Below are 17,032 nucleotides of genomic sequence, written 5' to 3' on the forward strand. Positions count from 1 at the left end.
GTAGTGGCGAGCGAACGGGGACTAGCCCTTAAGTGGCTTTGAGATTAGCGGAACGCTCTGGAAAGTGCGGCCATAGTGGGTGATAGCCCTGTACGCGAAAATCTCTTGGTCATGAAATCGAGTAGGACGGAGCACGAGAAACTTTGTCTGAATATGGGGGGACCATCCTCCAAGGCTAAATACTACTGACTGACCGATAGTGAACTAGTACCGTGAGGGAAAGGCGAAAAGAACCCCGGAGAGGGGAGTGAAATAGATCCTGAAACCGTATGCGTACAAGCAGTGGGAGCCCACTTTGTTGGGTGACTGCGTACCTTTTGTATAATGGGTCAGCGACTTATTTTCAGTGGCGAGCTTAACCGAATAGGGGAGGCGTAGCGAAAGCGAGTCTTAATAGGGCGTCTAGTCGCTGGGAATAGACCCGAAACCGGGCGATCTATCCATGGGCAGGTTGAAGGTTAGGTAACACTGACTGGAGGACCGAACCGACTACCGTTGAAAAGTTAGCGGATGACCTGTGGATCGGAGTGAAAGGCTAATCAAGCTCGGAGATAGCTGGTTCTCCTCGAAAGCTATTTAGGTAGCGCCTCATGTATCACTGTAGGGGGTAGAGCACTGTTTCGGCTAGGGGGTCATCCCGACTTACCAAACCGATGCAAACTCCGAATACCTACAAGTGCCGAGCATGGGAGACACACGGCGGGTGCTAACGTCCGTCGTGAAAAGGGAAACAACCCAGACCGTCAGCTAAGGTCCCAAAGTTATGGTTAAGTGGGAAACGATGTGGGAAGGCTTAGACAGCTAGGAGGTTGGCTTAGAAGCAGCCACCCTTTAAAGAAAGCGTAATAGCTCACTAGTCGAGTCGGCCTGCGCGGAAGATGTAACGGGGCTCAAACCATACACCGAAGCTACGGGTATCACGCAAGTGATGCGGTAGAGGAGCGTTCTGTAAGCCTGTGAAGGTGAGTTGAGAAGCTTGCTGGAGGTATCAGAAGTGCGAATGCTGACATGAGTAACGACAATGGGTGTGAAAAACACCCACGCCGAAAGACCAAGGTTTCCTGCGCAACGTTAATCGACGCAGGGTTAGTCGGTCCCTAAGGCGAGGCTGAAAAGCGTAGTCGATGGAAAACAGGTTAATATTCCTGTACTTCTGGTTATTGCGATGGAGGGACGGAGAAGGCTAGGCCAGCTTGGCGTTGGTTGTCCAAGTTTAAGGTGGTAGGCTGAGATCTTAGGTAAATCCGGGATCTTAAGGCCGAGAGCTGATGACGAGTTACCCTTTGGGTGACGAAGTGGTTGATGCCATGCTTCCAAGAAAAGCTTCTAAGCTTCAGGTAACCAGGAACCGTACCCCAAACCGACACAGGTGGTTGGGTAGAGAATACCAAGGCGCTTGAGAGAACTCGGGTGAAGGAACTAGGCAAAATGGCACCGTAACTTCGGGAGAAGGTGCGCCGGTGAGGGTGAAGGACTTGCTCCGTAAGCTCATGCCGGTCGAAGATACCAGGCCGCTGCGACTGTTTATTAAAAACACAGCACTCTGCAAACACGAAAGTGGACGTATAGGGTGTGACGCCTGCCCGGTGCCGGAAGGTTAATTGATGGGGTTAGCTAACGCGAAGCTCTTGATCGAAGCCCCGGTAAACGGCGGCCGTAACTATAACGGTCCTAAGGTAGCGAAATTCCTTGTCGGGTAAGTTCCGACCTGCACGAATGGCGTAACGATGGCGGCGCTGTCTCCACCCGAGACTCAGTGAAATTGAAATCGCTGTGAAGATGCAGTGTATCCGCGGCTAGACGGAAAGACCCCGTGAACCTTTACTATAGCTTTGCACTGGACTTTGAATTTGCTTGTGTAGGATAGGTGGGAGGCTTTGAAGCGTGGACGCCAGTTCGCGTGGAGCCATCCTTGAAATACCACCCTGGCAACTTTGAGGTTCTAACTCAGGTCCGTTATCCGGATCGAGGACAGTGTATGGTGGGTAGTTTGACTGGGGCGGTCTCCTCCTAAAGAGTAACGGAGGAGTACGAAGGTGCGCTCAGACCGGTCGGAAATCGGTCGTAGAGTATAAAGGCAAAAGCGCGCTTGACTGCGAGACAGACACGTCGAGCAGGTACGAAAGTAGGTCTTAGTGATCCGGTGGTTCTGTATGGAAGGGCCATCGCTCAACGGATAAAAGGTACTCCGGGGATAACAGGCTGATACCGCCCAAGAGTTCATATCGACGGCGGTGTTTGGCACCTCGATGTCGGCTCATCACATCCTGGGGCTGAAGCCGGTCCCAAGGGTATGGCTGTTCGCCATTTAAAGTGGTACGCGAGCTGGGTTTAGAACGTCGTGAGACAGTTCGGTCCCTATCTGCCGTGGACGTTTGAGATTTGAGAGGGGCTGCTCCTAGTACGAGAGGACCGGAGTGGACGAACCTCTGGTGTTCCGGTTGTCACGCCAGTGGCATTGCCGGGTAGCTATGTTCGGGAAAGATAACCGCTGAAAGCATCTAAGCGGGAAACTTGCCTCAAGATGAGATCTCACTGGAACCTTGAGTTCCCTGAAGGGCCGTCGAAGACTACGACGTTGATAGGTTGGGTGTGTAAGCGCTGTGAGGCGTTGAGCTAACCAATACTAATTGCCCGTGAGGCTTGACCATATAACACCCAAGCAATTTGACTACTCGAGAGAGCATCAGATTGCGGTGTGTGAAGACGCAATGAACCGAAAGTTCGCGATGCTCACAAACACCTGTATCACATACCCGATTTGCTGAAGCGAGGCCAACAGGTCGCGAGTCAGTACCCGAATTTCTTGACGACCATAGAGCGTTGGAACCACCTGATCCCATCCCGAACTCAGAAGTGAAACGATGCATCGCCGATGGTAGTGTGGGGTTTCCCCATGTGAGAGTAGGTCATCGTCAAGATTAAATTCCGAAACCCCAATTGCGAAAGCAGTTGGGGTTTTGTTTTAGTAGAAGTTACCGATTTTGCTGGCACGTTACCGTGTTGACGGGCCAGATACAGAATTTCTTGACGACCATAGAGCGTTGGAACCACCTGATCCCATCCCGAACTCAGAAGTGAAACGATGCATCGCCGATGGTAGTGTGGGGTTTCCCCATGTGAGAGTAGGTCATCGTCAAGATTAAATTCCAGAACCCCTGTCTGCTAACGCAGACAGGGGTTTTGTCGTTTCAGGGCTCCCAAAACTCAGGCCGCTTTGCGAGCCTTGCTGATGCGCCGGGCCTGCCACTTGCGCCACCAGATGTAGACGCCAGTCCCCGATAGCCCCGCGATCAGAACCCCCAATACCGCGATGATCACTTGCCCGGTGAAGCCGATGATCCGTCCGCCATGTATCGGTAGTTGCAAGCGGTAAAACCGTTCCCCCAACGTCCCTTGTCCGGCAATTTCCTGACCTAATAATCGCCCGTCAGTACCGTGGAAGAACAACCAGGATTTGCCATGCGCTTCAGTGTCGTGATGCCCGAATCCTGCGCCGTAGAAGTTGTACTCAAAGCTGTAATACAACTCCCCGATCGCCGCTGTCAGTCCTAACCTCTTCCCCTCCAGCAATGCCCTTTCGTACGCCTGTTGATAACTCAACTGCGTCACCCCCAACGCCGACGGAGGCATTCGCCCTCGGGCCTCATAAACGCTCGGCTCGATCGGTGAAAACAGCGACACCGCCGGTTTGAAGACCTGACTGGGCAAGTTCATCGCGACACTGCTGACCGCAATCGGTAGCAACAACAACCACAGCCACAATCCCCCCGCGCGATGCAGATCGAAGTTGAGCCGATAAGCGTGCCCGCCCTTGATCTTCCAGGCCAACGACCACTTGCTCCAGAACGGTTTGCCACGGGGAAGCGTCAGCCACAGCGCAATGAAGCAATCGATTACCCAAGCGATGGCAACCAGGCCCATCAACCACAGGCCCCAGTTGCCGGGCAACGTCAGGTTGTAATGAAACTCAAGAATGAACGGAATGAAGTTCTCCCGCGCAAAGCAGCATTCACCCCAGTAACGTTGGCCCTTCTGCTCGGCATTTACCGGGTCCAGATAGAACACCTGATTGCGCTCATCAAACGGTTTGCCGGTCGCCGGATCATTGCGCGGCACCGCCGCCAACATGGCGGTATGTCCCGCCTCCTGCGGATACTCCATGTACCAGACCTGCAACTTCGGATGCGAGGTTTGCACCGCGTCGACCAAGGTCCCGGGAGGCAATCGTTGCCCCTCAGATGAAGCCGCGTAGAACTGCGGATTCAGCCACTCATCCAACTCATGATTGAACGCAAGAATGCTTCCGGTGATCCCGGCCAGCAGCAAAAACACCGCCGTCGCCAACCCGATATAGCGATGCAACAACACCAACAATGCGCGCATGAAATGTTCCCCACAGAGACGACAAAGCCAGCCCCTGAAAACAGGGGCTGGCTTTTTTATGCACAAGGCAAAGGTTTAGAACTGGTAGCTGACCGTGGCAGCGACGTTGCGCTCTTCGCCCATGTAGCAAAAGTTCAGACTCGCGCAGGAGGCCACGTAGGATTCATTGGTCAGGTTGTTCGCGTTCAGACGCACGTCGACATCTTTCAAACCAATCTTGCCCAGGTCATAGCCGATCGATGCGTCGAACAGTGTGTAGGACGGCACCTTCAGGGTGTTCTCCGCATCCGCCCAGCTGTAACCGACATAACGCACACCACCGCCCAGACGCAGGCCATCGAGTGCCGCGCTGTCGAACTTGTAGTCAGCCCACAACGACGCCATATGCCGCGGCGCCTGGGTCGGCGAGTTGCCTTTGTTCTCGATCACGGCGGTCGGCGTGCTCAGAGTGCTGACCATCGACTTCGAGTACTCGATATCGGTGAAGGTATAGCTGCCGAGCACTTTCAGGTTGTCGGTCAACTGCATGTGCGCTTCCAGCTCCAGGCCTTGCGAGCGGACAGCGCCTACCGCGCGGTAGAAGTTTTCCTGAGGCAGCTTGGTCGCCAGATTTTCCTGATCGATCCGGAACAGCGAGGCGGTGAACAGGTTGTCGGTGCCCGGCGGTTGATACTTCAGGCCGACTTCCCACTGTGTGCCATCGGTCGGAGGCAGAGGATTACCAGCACTGTCGGCATACGAGTTCGGGTTAAACGACTCGGAGTAGCTGATGTACGGCGCCAGGCCGTTCTCGAACAGATACAACGCGCCAGCACGGCCGGTCAGTTTGGTGCGCCGATCATTGATTTCAGTACCGACCGGACGGCCTGCTTCGGCGATACGGTTCTCATCCGACGTCTCGACCCAGTCCTGACGCAGCCCCAGCGAGAAGCGCCACTGGTCCATCTCGATCAGGTCTTGCAGGTACACGCCGGTCTGCTCCAGGCGCCGCAGGTAACTGGTATCGCCGTACATATCGATCGCCGAATTGCCGTATACCGGGTTGAACGCGTTGATCGGGGCCAGGCCGCCACTGGTCCAGTCGACCACGGTTTTGCGCCGTTGATAATCGGCGCCCATCAACACCGTGTGCTTGGTGGCACCGGTGAAGAATTCGGCCTGCAGCATGTTGTCGACGATGAACGCATGCAGGCGTTCATCGCCGCCGGTGTAGTAGCGGTTCAGTTCGTTGCTGGTTGGCGTCGTCCAGCCGTAGGCGTAGACCTGATCCATGTTGACCTTGGAGTCGAGGTAACGGAAATTCTGCCGCGCCGTGAAGACATCGTTGAAGCGATGCTCGAACTGATAGCCGAACGACTGCTGATCCCGCGAGTAACCGTCAATCCCCGGCTCCCCTTCGAAGAAGTGCGGCGAGATGCGGTTGCCGTTGCGCTGATGAATCGTGCCATCCGCCGGCACGCCACCGTGGTAGCCGCCGTCCGGATCGTGCTGCAGATACGCCTGCAGCGTCAGCGAAGTGTCTTCGCTGAAGTCGATGCTCAGGGACGGTGCGAGGGCGAAGCGTTTTTCCTTGTTGTGGTCGAACTGCGTGTCGGATTGATCCGTCAAACCGGTCAGACGATAGGCAATGCGTTTGTCGTCATCGACCGGACCGCTGAAGTCAAAACCGACACCGCGCTGGCCTTGGGTGCCAACCGTGGCCTGAACCTGATGATAGGCCTCGTACAACGGCTTTTTGCTGGTCAGCGCCACCAGGCCACCGGGCGAACTGCGGCCATACAAGACCGACGACGGGCCTTTGAGAATATCCACACGCTCAAGGAAATACGGATCGACCTGCATGGTGCTGTAGGTGCCGCTGTCGCCCATCGACTTGAGGCCGTCGAGGTAGATGTTGTCCACCGAGCCGTCGTTGAAACCGCGCATCGCCACATAGTCGTAGCGATGAGTCGCGCCGTAAGGGTTGGTCAGCACGCCGGGGGTATAGCGCATCGCCTGGGAGACGGTCTGTGAGCCTTGATCGTCCATTTGCTCGCGGGTCACCACCGATACGCTTTGCGAGGTTTCCAGCAGCGCGGTACTGGTTTTGGTAGCGATCTGGCTGTGCGTGGCGTTGTAGCCTTCCATGCTGCCCAGCGCGTTACCGAGGGCGAAACCTTTGATGTCGGTGGTTGGCAGTGCCAGCGCCTCGGGTTCGCTGATTGAACGCAGGATGTAGCTGTTTCCGTCTTGGCTGACCGCTTCCAGACCCGAGCCGCCCAGCAAATGGCTCAACGCCTGATCGGTGGAATATTCGCCCTGTACGCCCGGAGACTGCCGCCCCTGCGTTTGCTGCGGGGTCATCGACAAGGTGATGCCCGCCTCGCGCGCAAACTGGTTCAGCGCTTCGCCCAGCGGGCCGGCGGTGATGTTGTAGCGATGACTGCTCGCTTCACTGGCATTGGCGGCGAGGCTCAGGCCTGGCAGCACACCGGCGCCCAGAACGGTGGACAGCAGGGCAGCGCGAATGGCTTGCCCCAGCAGGCCCGATTCGGCAGTGAAATTCAGCGAGTTCTTACAGGTGAGGCGGACAGTCATTGTAGGTTTCCGTAGGCAGTCGCAAAGGCTGAGTTGAAGTGCTTACTGACCAAGCCGGACTTGTCGCGAAAACCCGCCAAAATAATTTCAGGCCACTGCCTCAAGCGTTACCCACCAACGGGTGCGATAGCGCAATTGCACCGGCAAAGTCTGCGGCAGGATTGCCAGCAGCTTGTCGGTGTCCTCCAGGCGGAACACACCGGACAGGCGCAGATCTGCCACCTGCGGCGTGCACGTCACGAAGCCCTGACGATAACGTCCGACTTCATTGAGGAAATCGCCCAGGCGCATGTTGCGGGTCACGATCAAACCATCGACCCAGGCGCCCGCGTCCATATCCAGTGGTGGTGCAGGGCGCACCTGATGGTGATCGATCAGAAAGGTCTGTCCGGCGAGAGCCTCAACCGAAGCTCCGCCGTTGTGGATGGCGACGCGCCCGGAACTGACGCTCAGTCGCGTGCAATCGTTTTCCTGGCGCAGGATGAAGCGGGCATTGGCCGGCTCATAAGTGCCATGGCGACTTTGCACGCGAAGCGGCCGGCTGAACGCCGCGCCTTCATCATTACTCCCGCAAGTGACGATGATTTCGCCACGGGTGAGTTTGATCAGCCGCTGCTGCGCGGTGTAATCCAGATCCACGGCGCTGGCCGTGTTCAGCTCGATCCGCGTGCCGTCGGGCAACTGGAAGCCGCGACGTTCGCCGGTCGCCGTAGCGTAGTCGGCGCGCCACTGCTGCCAGACGGCGGTGTCCTTGGCCAGCCATGCGGCGGAACCCATCAGCACCGCGCCGGACAGCAGCTTCAAGGCCTGCCGCCGCCCCAGCCCCTGCGCACTGTTTTCCAGGGTATTGAACGCCACCTGTGCGCCGGGCACGGCGCGCAGGTTATGGCTCAGTTCGGCCTGCAGCGACTGCACGCGCTGCCACGCCAGTTCATGCTCGTGATGCTCGGCGCGCCACGCTTCGCATTGGCGACTCAGGCGCGCATTGCCATGGTTGTTGCGCAGCCGCAGCAGCCAGTGAATGGCTTGTTTGACCACCTGTTGCGGCGGTTCGGCGCGTCGCCCGGTCGAGAGGTTATCCACAGGCATCAGCTGTCGTATCGCAACACGTAGCAGTGATACAGCGCATCGGCGACGTAACGCTCCACCGAGCGCAGAGACAAGCCCAGCTGTTCGGCGATCTGCTTGTGCGTCAAACCTTCGCACTGCGCCAGCAGAAATGCCTGACGGACTTTCGGCCGCAAGCCTTCAAGCATGCGCGCGATGCTTTCGAGCAGCTCGATCACTAACGCGCGGGCTTCGGCGCTCGGGGTTTCGGCTTCGGGCAAATGGGCGATGGTTTCGAGATAGGCGCGTTCGATTTCTTCACGACGCCAATGGTCGATCACCAGGCCGCGAGCGATGGTGCGTAAAAATGCGCGGGGCGCCTTGAGCTCCAGGCGTTCGGTACGTTGTAGCAGGCGTACGAAGGTGTCCTGAGCCAGATCCGCGGCATCTGCGGCATTGCCCAGCCGTGCTCGCAGCCAGGCGTTGAGCCAGCCGTGATGACTACTGTAAAGCGCCTGCACTGCAAACTCAGGTGAGGACATGAACGCGACAGCCCGAACGTCACAAATGATAATTAGTCGCATTTTTATCAAGGGCGGTGAATTTTGCAACCTCCGCTCGGATAACCAGCATAAAAAACTTTATAGCGAACGCTCTGGCGCGCCGTTCGGCGGGAATCTGTCAGAAATGCCGTGCATTTCCCACACAACCCTAAGATTTCTGCGAACCGTGCCGACAGACTGGTGAGACATGCGTGCACCAAAGTAGAGCGGCCATCAGAACGCTGCCTGCGCTGTACATGGAATGTTGCATCCCGGAACGCATCCCCACTTTTGCATAAGAAGTCCCATGAAATGAATCTCAAGTTCAGCCATAAAATCCTGTTGGCCGCCTCGGGCGTCGTGGTCCTGGCTTTCGCTTTGTTCACCCTCTACAACGACTATCTGCAGCGCAACACCATTCGCCAGAACCTCCAGTCGTCTGTGCAGCAGGCCGGCGATCTGACCGCCAGCAGCGTGCAGAACTGGATGAGCGGGCGAATTCTGGTGCTGGAAAACCTCGCGCAGAACGTTGCCCATCAGGGCAAGGACGCCGACTTCCCTGGGCTGGTCGATCAACCGGCCTTCACCTCGAACTTCCAGTTCACCTACGTCGGTCAGGCCAACGGTGTGTTCACCCAGCGCCCTGACGCGAAGATGCCCGACGGCTACGACCCGCGTCAGCGCCCTTGGTACAAGCAAGCCGTTGCTGCCGACAAAACCATGCTGACCCCGCCGTACATGGCCGCGGTCGGTGGTCTGGTGGTGACCATCGCCATGCCGGTGAAAAAGAATGGCGAGTTGCTGGGGGTGGTCGGCGGTGACCTGAGCCTGGAAACCCTGGTGAAAATCATCAACTCGGTGGACTTCGGTGGCCTCGGCCACGCATTCCTGGTCAGCGGTGACGGTCAAGTGATCGTCAGCCCGGACAAAGACCAGGTGATGAAGAACCTCAAGGACATCTACCCGAATTCCGGCGTGCGCATCGAGAAGGGCAACCAGAACGTGGTGCTCAACGGCCAGGAACGCATTCTGTCGTTCACTCCGGTCAGCGACTTGCCGAATGCCGATTGGTACATCGGTCTGTCGATCGATCGCGACAAGGCCTACGCCGCCCTCAGTCAGTTCCGTACTTCGGCGCTGATCGCGATGTTCGTCGCGGTCGCTGCGATTGCGCTGCTGCTGAGCCTGCTGATCAACGTCCTGATGCGTCCACTGACCACCATGGGCCGCGCGATGCGGGACATCGCCCAGGGCGAAGGTGACCTGACCCGTCGTCTGGTCGTGGAAGGCAAGGATGAGTTCGCTGAACTGGGCAGTTCGTTCAACCAGTTCGTCGAGCGCATTCACGCGTCGATTTCCGAAGTGTCCTCGGCCACTCGTCACGTGCACGACCTGTCGCAACGCGTGATGGCCTCGTCCAACGCCTCGATCATCGGTTCCGACGAACAAAGCGCCCGCACCAACAGCGTGGCCGCCGCGATCAACCAGTTGGGCGCCGCCACTCAGGAAATCGCCCGCAACGCCGCCGATGCTTCGCAGCACGCCAGCGGCGCCAGCGAGCAGGCCGATGACGGTCGTCAGGTGGTCGAGCAGACCATTCAGGCGATGACCGAGCTGTCGCAAAAGATCAGCCTGTCGTGCACCCAGATCGAAACACTCAACGCCAGCACCGACAACATCGGCCACATCCTCGATGTGATCAAAGGCATCTCGCAGCAGACCAACCTGCTGGCGCTCAACGCGGCCATCGAAGCGGCCCGTGCCGGTGAAGCCGGACGCGGTTTTGCGGTGGTGGCGGACGAAGTGCGCAACCTCGCCCATCGCACCCAGGAATCGGCGGAAGAGATCCACAAGATGATCACCTCCTTGCAGGTCGGTTCCCGTGAAGCGGTGACCACCATGAACGCCAGTCAGGCGTCCAGCGAAGAGAGCGTGGAAGTGGCGAACCAGGCCGGTCTGCGCCTGGTCAGCGTGACCCAGCGCATCGGCGAAATCGATGGCATGAACCAGTCGGTGGCTGCTGCAACCGAAGAGCAGACCGCCGTGGTGGAAACCCTCAACGTCGACGTTAACCAGATCAACCTGCTGAACCAGCAGAGCGTGGCCAACCTCAATGAAACATTGAAGGATTGTGATGCGTTGTCGCAGCAGGCCAACCGCCTGAAGCAGCTGGTGGACAGCTTCAAGATCTGATCCGCAGATTGAAGACCGCGTTATCGTTCTTCGCGAGCAAGCCCGCTCCCACAGGTTGACCGTGTTCCTCTTGAAGGAATGCAATCAAAAGGTGGGAGCGGGCTTGCTCGCGAAGGCGGTAGCTCAATCACCGCAGAACTGAAGCCTTATACAAACAGCTTCAACACATTCCCCATCGCATCATCGGCAAACCCCTGCACGAAATCCTTGAACCCCGGCAGTGCTTCCTCCCCACCTGAAGCCGGCTCGGCAATGATCGTCCAGGTCGCCCGCGACTTCCCTGCGCCCAACGATTCCACATTCATCGCCGCCCACAGATTGGCCACACCCAAGGTGTTGTAGATCGTGGTCCAGGTCATGGCCCGTGCCTGCTCATCGCGGGAGTTGAGTTGCTCGACCACCACGTTGCCGTCCTTGAAGAATTTCTTGCGCAGCGAGGACACGCCTTCGCCGGTCATTTCGATGTGCGACAGCGCCGGGATGAAGCGGTCGAAGCCAGCGAAATTGCCGACCACCGCCCAGACCTGCGTCGCGTCCGCCGGCACTTCCACCGAAGAGATGACATGGCAGCCGTGAGGGTTTTTGATCAGGGTGTCCGGTTGCAGAGTGCTCATGGTGTTGCTCCTTTTTTGGATGAATCAGATGAAGTTGATTTCTTTCAGGTAATCGCAGCCGCGACGCAGCAGCGCCGGGGATTTTTCCGGGTAGTGCGCGCCCATCTGTTGCACGCCGGCTTCGGCGTTGGCGTGGCCGATCAGGGAGATGTCGCCAATGTCCTCCTCGAAGCCGTTGAGGTAGAAACCGAGCACGCCAAACAGCGCGTTGTCGGTGTCGACCCGGCCCAGTTGCTGCTGCCAGTCGGCGACGCTGACCAGCGAGAATTCGCTGCCGGTTTCGCGGAACGAGGCGACGTAGGCATCCCAACTCAGCGGTTCGGGGTTGTGCAGGTTGAACACCGCGCGCTCGGTCGAATAACGGCTGGCGTGGAAGGCGATGAAACGCGCTAGAAAGTCCACCGGCATCAGGTCGAAATTCAGCGCGAAGGCCGGCACCTGACCGAGCTGGATCGAGCCTTTGAGCATCAGCATCAAACGGTTTTTGTGCGGCTGGCAGACGCCGCTCAGGCTGTTGAAACTGATGTTGCCGGGGCGATACAGGTTGACCCACACCCCCCGCTCGCGCGCCCGTTCGAGGACGCGTTCGCCGACCCACTTCGACAGGTTGTAGCCGTTGCGGATGTAGATCGGCGGAGTCGGCGCAGCGGGCAATTCGAGCACTCGGCCTTCGCTATCGACGGTGCTTGAAGCGGACAGCGTCGAGACAAAGTTGAAGACCTTTTTGCTGCGTCCTTCACACAGGCGCAGCAGCTCGAAAATCGGCTCGACGTTATCCGCTGCCAGCGACTCGTAATCGAGCACGTGGTTGACGTTGGCGGCGTTGTGCACCAGTGCGCCGAACTCGCGATCGAGGCGCTGATAATCGTCGTCGGTCAGGCCCAGTTGCGGTCGGGTGAGGTCTGCCGAATAGATCCGCACCCGACTCAGATCCAGGTGCTCGAGACGGTTCTCGCGCAGTGCCTGAGCAAAACGCTGCGCCGCCGTTTGCCCGCCACCATCACGCACCAGACACGCCACTTCGCTGGCGCCCCAACCGAGCAGTGCTTCGACGATGTGCACGCCGACAAAACTGTTGGCGCCGGTGACGATCACCTTGTGCACATCGCCCAGGCGACTGATCGGCAGCGGCTCGATGTTCAGCGGGCGTTCGGCGTCGGCCATGGCCTGGGCGCTGAGCACCGCGCTGTCATCGGTACCGCGCACCAGCGTCGCGAGTTTGCTGATGGTCGGCAGTTCGATGAAGCGGTTGATCGAGATGCTGCGCCCGAACTCCTCACGCAAGCGCAGCAACATCCGCGACAGCAGAATCGAATGCCCACCGAGATTGAAGAAGCTTTCGTCGGTGGAAATATCGCTGCTCGGCAGCTCCAGCAGTTCCGCCCAGATCTCCAGCAGCAGCGCTTCGTCGGCGTTTGCCGGCAGGCATTTCGGGCCGCCGTCCTGCACGCTCACCGGCAGCTCCAGCAACGCCTTGCGGTCGACCTTGCCGTTGCTGGCGAACGGCATCTGCGCCAGTTCAGTCCACGCCACCGGTTGCATGTAATCCGGCAGAAACTGCTGGGCATGCGCCTTCAATAGATCGCGGGCAGCGTCTGATTGCGGCTGCGCAAGGAACGCCAGAATCCGCCGCTGACTGTCGATCACCACCGCCACCTGACGGTACAACTGGCTCTCGCGCAGGCAGCGCTCGATCTCTTCCGGCTCGACCCGGAAACCGCGGATCTTCACCTGATTGTCGCGCCGTCCGCACAGCTCGATGCCGTGTTCGCCCCACTTGGCCATGTCGCCACTGCGGTACGCGCGCAACGCTTGGCCGTTTGGCAGTTGCAAGGTGAGATAGCGCTCGGCGGTCTGCTGCGGATTGTTCAGATAACCAAGGCAGACGCCGGGGCCGACGATGAACAATTCGCCGACGGTGTTCTCCGGCACCGGTTGCAAGTCGTCATCGAGAATCAGCACCTGACTGTTGGCAATCGGTGCGCCGAGGGTGCGGTTGCTGTCACCCGGTTTGAGCTGGCGAGCCGTGATCAACACCGTCGCCTCGGTGGGGCCGTAGAGGTTGTGCAGCTTGCCCTGCCGGGTCAGTTGCTCGATGACGAAAGGCTCGCAGACGTCGCCACCGGTCATCACCTCCACGCCTTGCAGTTGCTCCAGCGGCAGGATGCTCAGCAGCGCCGGCGGCAGGAACGCGTGGGTCAGTTGTCGGCGGCGGATCAGCGCCACCAGTTGCAGTGGATCGCGGCGTTGGGTGTCGTCGGGCACCACCAGTTCGGCGCCCTGCAGCAGACTCGGGAAGATATCGATCAGCGACGAGTCGAAGCTCAGCGAAGAGAACTGCAAGACCCGACTCTCGGCGCGCAACTGCACGTAATCGGCGTACCACGCCGTGAAGTGGGCGAGGTTCGCCTGGCTCAGCAGCACGCCCTTCGGATGCCCGGTGGTGCCCGAGGTATAGAGCGCCATGCACGGTGCTTCAAGCGTCGGTCGCTGACGCATCAACGGCAGGTCGAGATCGGCGTCGGCACTGTCGATACGACTGACATCCAGCCCGGGCATTGACTCGCTGAGCGGGTGCTCGCCGTCGTGTAGCAACAGCAAGGCTCCGGCGTTCTGCAGGATGTATTGCTGGCGCTGCAACGGATGGCTCGGCTCCAGCGGCAGATACACCGCGCCACTGCCGAGCACCGCCAGAATCGAGGCGAACAGCGCCGGACTTTTCGGCTGGCAAATGCCCACGACCCACGGCTGCGGATGCTGCTCGAGCAGCGGTTGCAGGCGTTGCTGGATCGCACGGCTGTGGGCGTGCAACTGGCGGTAGCTGAGCGACTGCTCGGCCAGATGCAGCGCCGGTCGCTCGGCGTGTTCGATCAGGCTCTGTTGCAGGCGCTCGATCAGCGGTGTCTGCGCCTGTTGCAACAATGCCGGATGCGCCGTGGCGTTGAGGCGATGGACGTAGGCCAGACTGTCGAGAAACGACAGGTCTTCCACCTGCTCGAAGTCCGGCGCCGTGGCCGGCAATGCCTGCTGGAAGTACCCGGCATCGCGGGAGAAGCGGCTGACCAGCAGCGCGACTTCGTCAACCAACTGCGTCAGCACTCGCTGGCGCAGTGCCTGACCGTTGCCGGACGGCTCCTCGCCAATCGGCACGCGGCTGATCAGTGACGAGCCGATGAAACACAGCAGGTCGAGTGTCGGCAAACCACCAATGCTTTGCCTTCCGATACCCAGGCGCAGATGCAGGTGGGGGATTGCACAGCGATCGCCGGCGCCGATGAAGCCATCGTCGATGATCAGATCCACTGTCGATTGCGCGGCGCCGCTGCGCATCAATGAGTGACCGTGTTGTTCGAGTTCCTGTGCCAGGTCGGTCATGGCCTGGCTGGCGCCAATCAGCAAAATGTCGAGACGTCTCATGTCGGCCTCCTCATCACACCAGATAGTCACGCAGGGCGTGCTGCACGCAGGGCGTGTCGAGCAGCGAGCTGTTGTGGAAAAAACGCACGATGTTGCCCACCAGCGGATGGTGGCGATTGATCGGGAAGGCCAGCCCGGCCATTTCGTCCTTGAGCGAACGGCGGATCACATCACTGACCGGCAAGGCGTCGATCAGGCGCAGATCGAAGGACTTCTGGATGTCATTGGTCAGGTAATGGCCGATGAACACCGGCAGGATCTGCGCAATGGTTTCCCGGTCCGCGTCATTGGCGGTATGCCAATAGATGCGCACCATGCGCGCCCAGAAGCTGGAGTGCCGGCCCTCGTCGAGCAAGTGATCGGCCATCAGGCCTTTGATCGACGGCTTGACCGTGTCGTCCCGGGCGAACGCGGCGACGTCGCCGGTCACGGTGTTTTCGGCGATGGCCACGCAGATCAGTTCCACGGGGCTGCGCAGGTGCTCGGGCGCCAGGGCCACGGCGGCCGGAATCGCCCGGCTCAGTTCGATTTCAGCAGGCAGTTCGATCGGCTCGATGCCGGTCATGGCCACGGTCTGCTGCATGAAATCCATCGCCACCAGTGCGTGATAATCCTCGTCCACCACCACGGTCATCGCGTCGTAGCGACAGGCGAACGGGAACGGCACGGCGAAGCGATTCTTGGCGATGGCGCGGGCGGTCTGGTCGACGATTTCGGTCTCGAAAATCACCACGTCGTTGATGAACTTGTACAGCGTCTGCACCAACGCAAAATCACGCTGCTGCGGGCACTCGCGCAGGAAGGTTTCGCTGAGCACCAGGGGCTGGCGGCTCAACGGATAGATCAGGCGTTCATCGTCTTCCAGAACACGCCGTGGCCGGGTGCGGATGGTGGCGCGGGTTTCCCAGGCGTCGGCGAAGGATTGATAGTCGGCGGCGTTCATTGGGCCACCTCCGCCAAAGGTTCACGCATGCTCAGACGCAGGCCGTCCCACAGGGCGATGCGGCTTTCCACGGCCGCGATGGCGCTGGCGTAGACCTCGGCTTCACGCTGCGGATCGCCATCGACCAGGCGCTCAAGCAATTGCTCGGCGGCCGGGCCGTGATCCTCGGAGTCGACCTCGATGTGGCGCTCCAGGTAATAGCGAAAGGTTGGTGCCTGTTCGATGCCGATCCCCCAGTCATCGAGGATGCGCTGGAACATTGGCGGGATCACGCTCTCGCGACCATGCAGGAACGCGGCGGCCACGCTGTGGCCTGGCGCATGCAGTGCGGTGTTTAGCGTCTCGCGGACAAATTTCGCTGCTGCCGGATCGACCTCGACACTCTGCAGGGCGACGTCGTAACTCACGCCTTCCTGCTGCAGCGCGACAAACCGCTCGACCGCCGTGGTGCTCGCACCGACTTCGCGCATGGCGTCCAGGTACAGCTCGAAATGGCTGTAATGGCCGTGAGCGGGACGGTCGTCGGACTCTTCGCCTAACACGATTTCGTTGATCAGCCGCGCAGCATGCGGATCGCGTGGTGGCAACCATGGCAGGCGGGTGCAGGTCAGTTCCTGCTGCAGGCGTTTGGTCAGCGACATGAAATCCCACACGGCGAAGACGTGAGACTCCATGAACCGGCGCAGTACCGATAACGAATCGATTTCGGTAAAGATCGGGTGAACGCTCAATTGAGCTTTTTTCAGGGCGAGTTGTTCTTTAGTTGGCATCATGGCGAACCTCGGTGTTATTGGAATAGAGGGAGTTGCTCGTTCAGTGCATCAACACGGACTTGATAAATTTGAAATGTTTTCTATTGGCGAGTGCGGGCCTCATTCGGATTAATGAAAGTTTGCAAAGTGCATGAAAGGCTCTCGGCCATGCGTTGGCGACTATTTGCCAAAGCTATTGGCTGACTGCGGAGCCGTGCCGTGTTTGCGGGTTGAACCCGCTCGGCGAGGAAAAGCTAATACATCGTCAAATAATTTAACAAGTTTATTTTTAATTATTTTTAGTTGTGTGTTTTTCAAGTATGAGTTGGCCCGGTAAAACTTTTGATTTCAGTTTTACTTGGGCGTAGTTGCTCCTTTCGGCAAATAATGGCCAAAATTGAAGACAAGAGTGAATGCCTCACTCAAAGCAACTTTCCGATGCAAAGATTGAAGTGATGTATAGGAATGAAAGTTGGCCGGAAACGGCGCCGTAACTTCCTTTTATCCCGTGGCAAGGCTCCTTCCGTAGGTTCCTGGTGCGGGGACTGCGCCGGCGGTGCG

General features: G+C 58.8%; 9 protein-coding genes and 3 rRNA genes (1 of these 12 only partly in view). 4 read left to right on the forward strand and 8 right to left on the reverse strand.

What is annotated here, in order from left to right:
- From ACVHNU_RS25735 to rrf (ACVHNU_RS25745), 3 genes are all read left to right on the forward strand, one after another.
- A 23S ribosomal RNA gene (locus ACVHNU_RS25735) occupies positions 1 to 2,651 on the forward strand; it begins 241 nt to the left of the window's first position.
- Between the two features lie 154 nt (positions 2,652 to 2,805).
- Positions 2,806 to 2,921 (forward strand): 5S ribosomal RNA (rrf, locus tag ACVHNU_RS25740).
- A gap of 105 nt (positions 2,922 to 3,026) precedes the next feature.
- Positions 3,027 to 3,142: ribosomal RNA gene (gene rrf / locus ACVHNU_RS25745) — 5S ribosomal RNA — on the forward strand.
- A 65-nt stretch (positions 3,143 to 3,207) separates the two neighbouring features.
- Here rrf (ACVHNU_RS25745) and ACVHNU_RS25750 read toward each other — a convergent pair.
- From ACVHNU_RS25750 to ACVHNU_RS25765, 4 genes are all read right to left on the reverse strand, one after another.
- The gene (locus ACVHNU_RS25750; protein WP_473018542.1) at positions 3,208 to 4,386 is read right to left on the reverse strand and encodes a PepSY-associated TM helix domain-containing protein; all 1,179 of its coding nucleotides are present in this window, start codon (positions 4,384 to 4,386) and stop codon (positions 3,208 to 3,210) included.
- A 75-nt stretch (positions 4,387 to 4,461) separates the two neighbouring features.
- On the reverse strand, positions 4,462 to 6,963 hold the full coding sequence (locus ACVHNU_RS25755; protein ID WP_473018543.1) for a TonB-dependent siderophore receptor: 2,502 nt from the start codon (positions 6,961 to 6,963) through the stop codon (positions 4,462 to 4,464).
- 87 nt (positions 6,964 to 7,050) lie between these two features.
- The gene (locus ACVHNU_RS25760; RefSeq protein ID WP_473018544.1) at positions 7,051 to 8,052 is read right to left on the reverse strand and encodes a FecR domain-containing protein; all 1,002 of its coding nucleotides are present in this window, start codon (positions 8,050 to 8,052) and stop codon (positions 7,051 to 7,053) included.
- On the reverse strand, positions 8,052 to 8,552 hold the full coding sequence (locus ACVHNU_RS25765) for a sigma-70 family RNA polymerase sigma factor (protein WP_003220433.1): 501 nt from the start codon (positions 8,550 to 8,552) through the stop codon (positions 8,052 to 8,054). Before ACVHNU_RS25765 ends, ACVHNU_RS25760 begins: the two co-directional genes overlap by 1 nt.
- A 312-nt stretch (positions 8,553 to 8,864) precedes the next feature.
- On the opposite strand from ACVHNU_RS25765, the gene ACVHNU_RS25770 reads away from it, so the two are divergent.
- Positions 8,865 to 10,745 (forward strand): methyl-accepting chemotaxis protein, encoded by a 1,881-nt coding sequence (locus ACVHNU_RS25770; RefSeq protein WP_103519918.1) that lies wholly within the window; start codon positions 8,865 to 8,867, stop codon positions 10,743 to 10,745.
- A 146-nt stretch (positions 10,746 to 10,891) separates the two neighbouring features.
- On the opposite strand, the gene ACVHNU_RS25775 is transcribed toward ACVHNU_RS25770, so the two are convergent.
- From ACVHNU_RS25775 to ACVHNU_RS25790, 4 genes are read right to left on the reverse strand one after another with little or no spacing between them, the layout of a single operon-like run.
- Complete coding sequence (locus ACVHNU_RS25775; protein ID WP_003220437.1) at positions 10,892 to 11,359, reverse strand: SRPBCC family protein; 468 nt, start codon at positions 11,357 to 11,359, stop codon at positions 10,892 to 10,894.
- Between the two features lie 24 nt (positions 11,360 to 11,383).
- A complete protein-coding gene (locus ACVHNU_RS25780) occupies positions 11,384 to 14,776 on the reverse strand; it encodes an amino acid adenylation domain-containing protein (protein WP_473018545.1) in 3,393 nt (1,130 codons plus the stop codon).
- A gap of 13 nt (positions 14,777 to 14,789) precedes the next feature.
- Complete coding sequence (locus ACVHNU_RS25785) at positions 14,790 to 15,719, reverse strand: diiron oxygenase (RefSeq protein WP_473018546.1); 930 nt, start codon at positions 15,717 to 15,719, stop codon at positions 14,790 to 14,792.
- Positions 15,716 to 16,492: a DUF3050 domain-containing protein gene (locus ACVHNU_RS25790; RefSeq protein ID WP_003220443.1), complete on the reverse strand. Its 777-nt coding sequence runs from the start codon at positions 16,490 to 16,492 to the stop codon at positions 15,716 to 15,718. The genes ACVHNU_RS25785 and ACVHNU_RS25790 overlap by 4 nt, the downstream gene beginning before the upstream one ends.
- Between the last annotated feature and the right edge of the window lie 540 nt (positions 16,493 to 17,032).

This window comes from Pseudomonas sp. Ors-4-3C, from assembly GCF_055755035.1.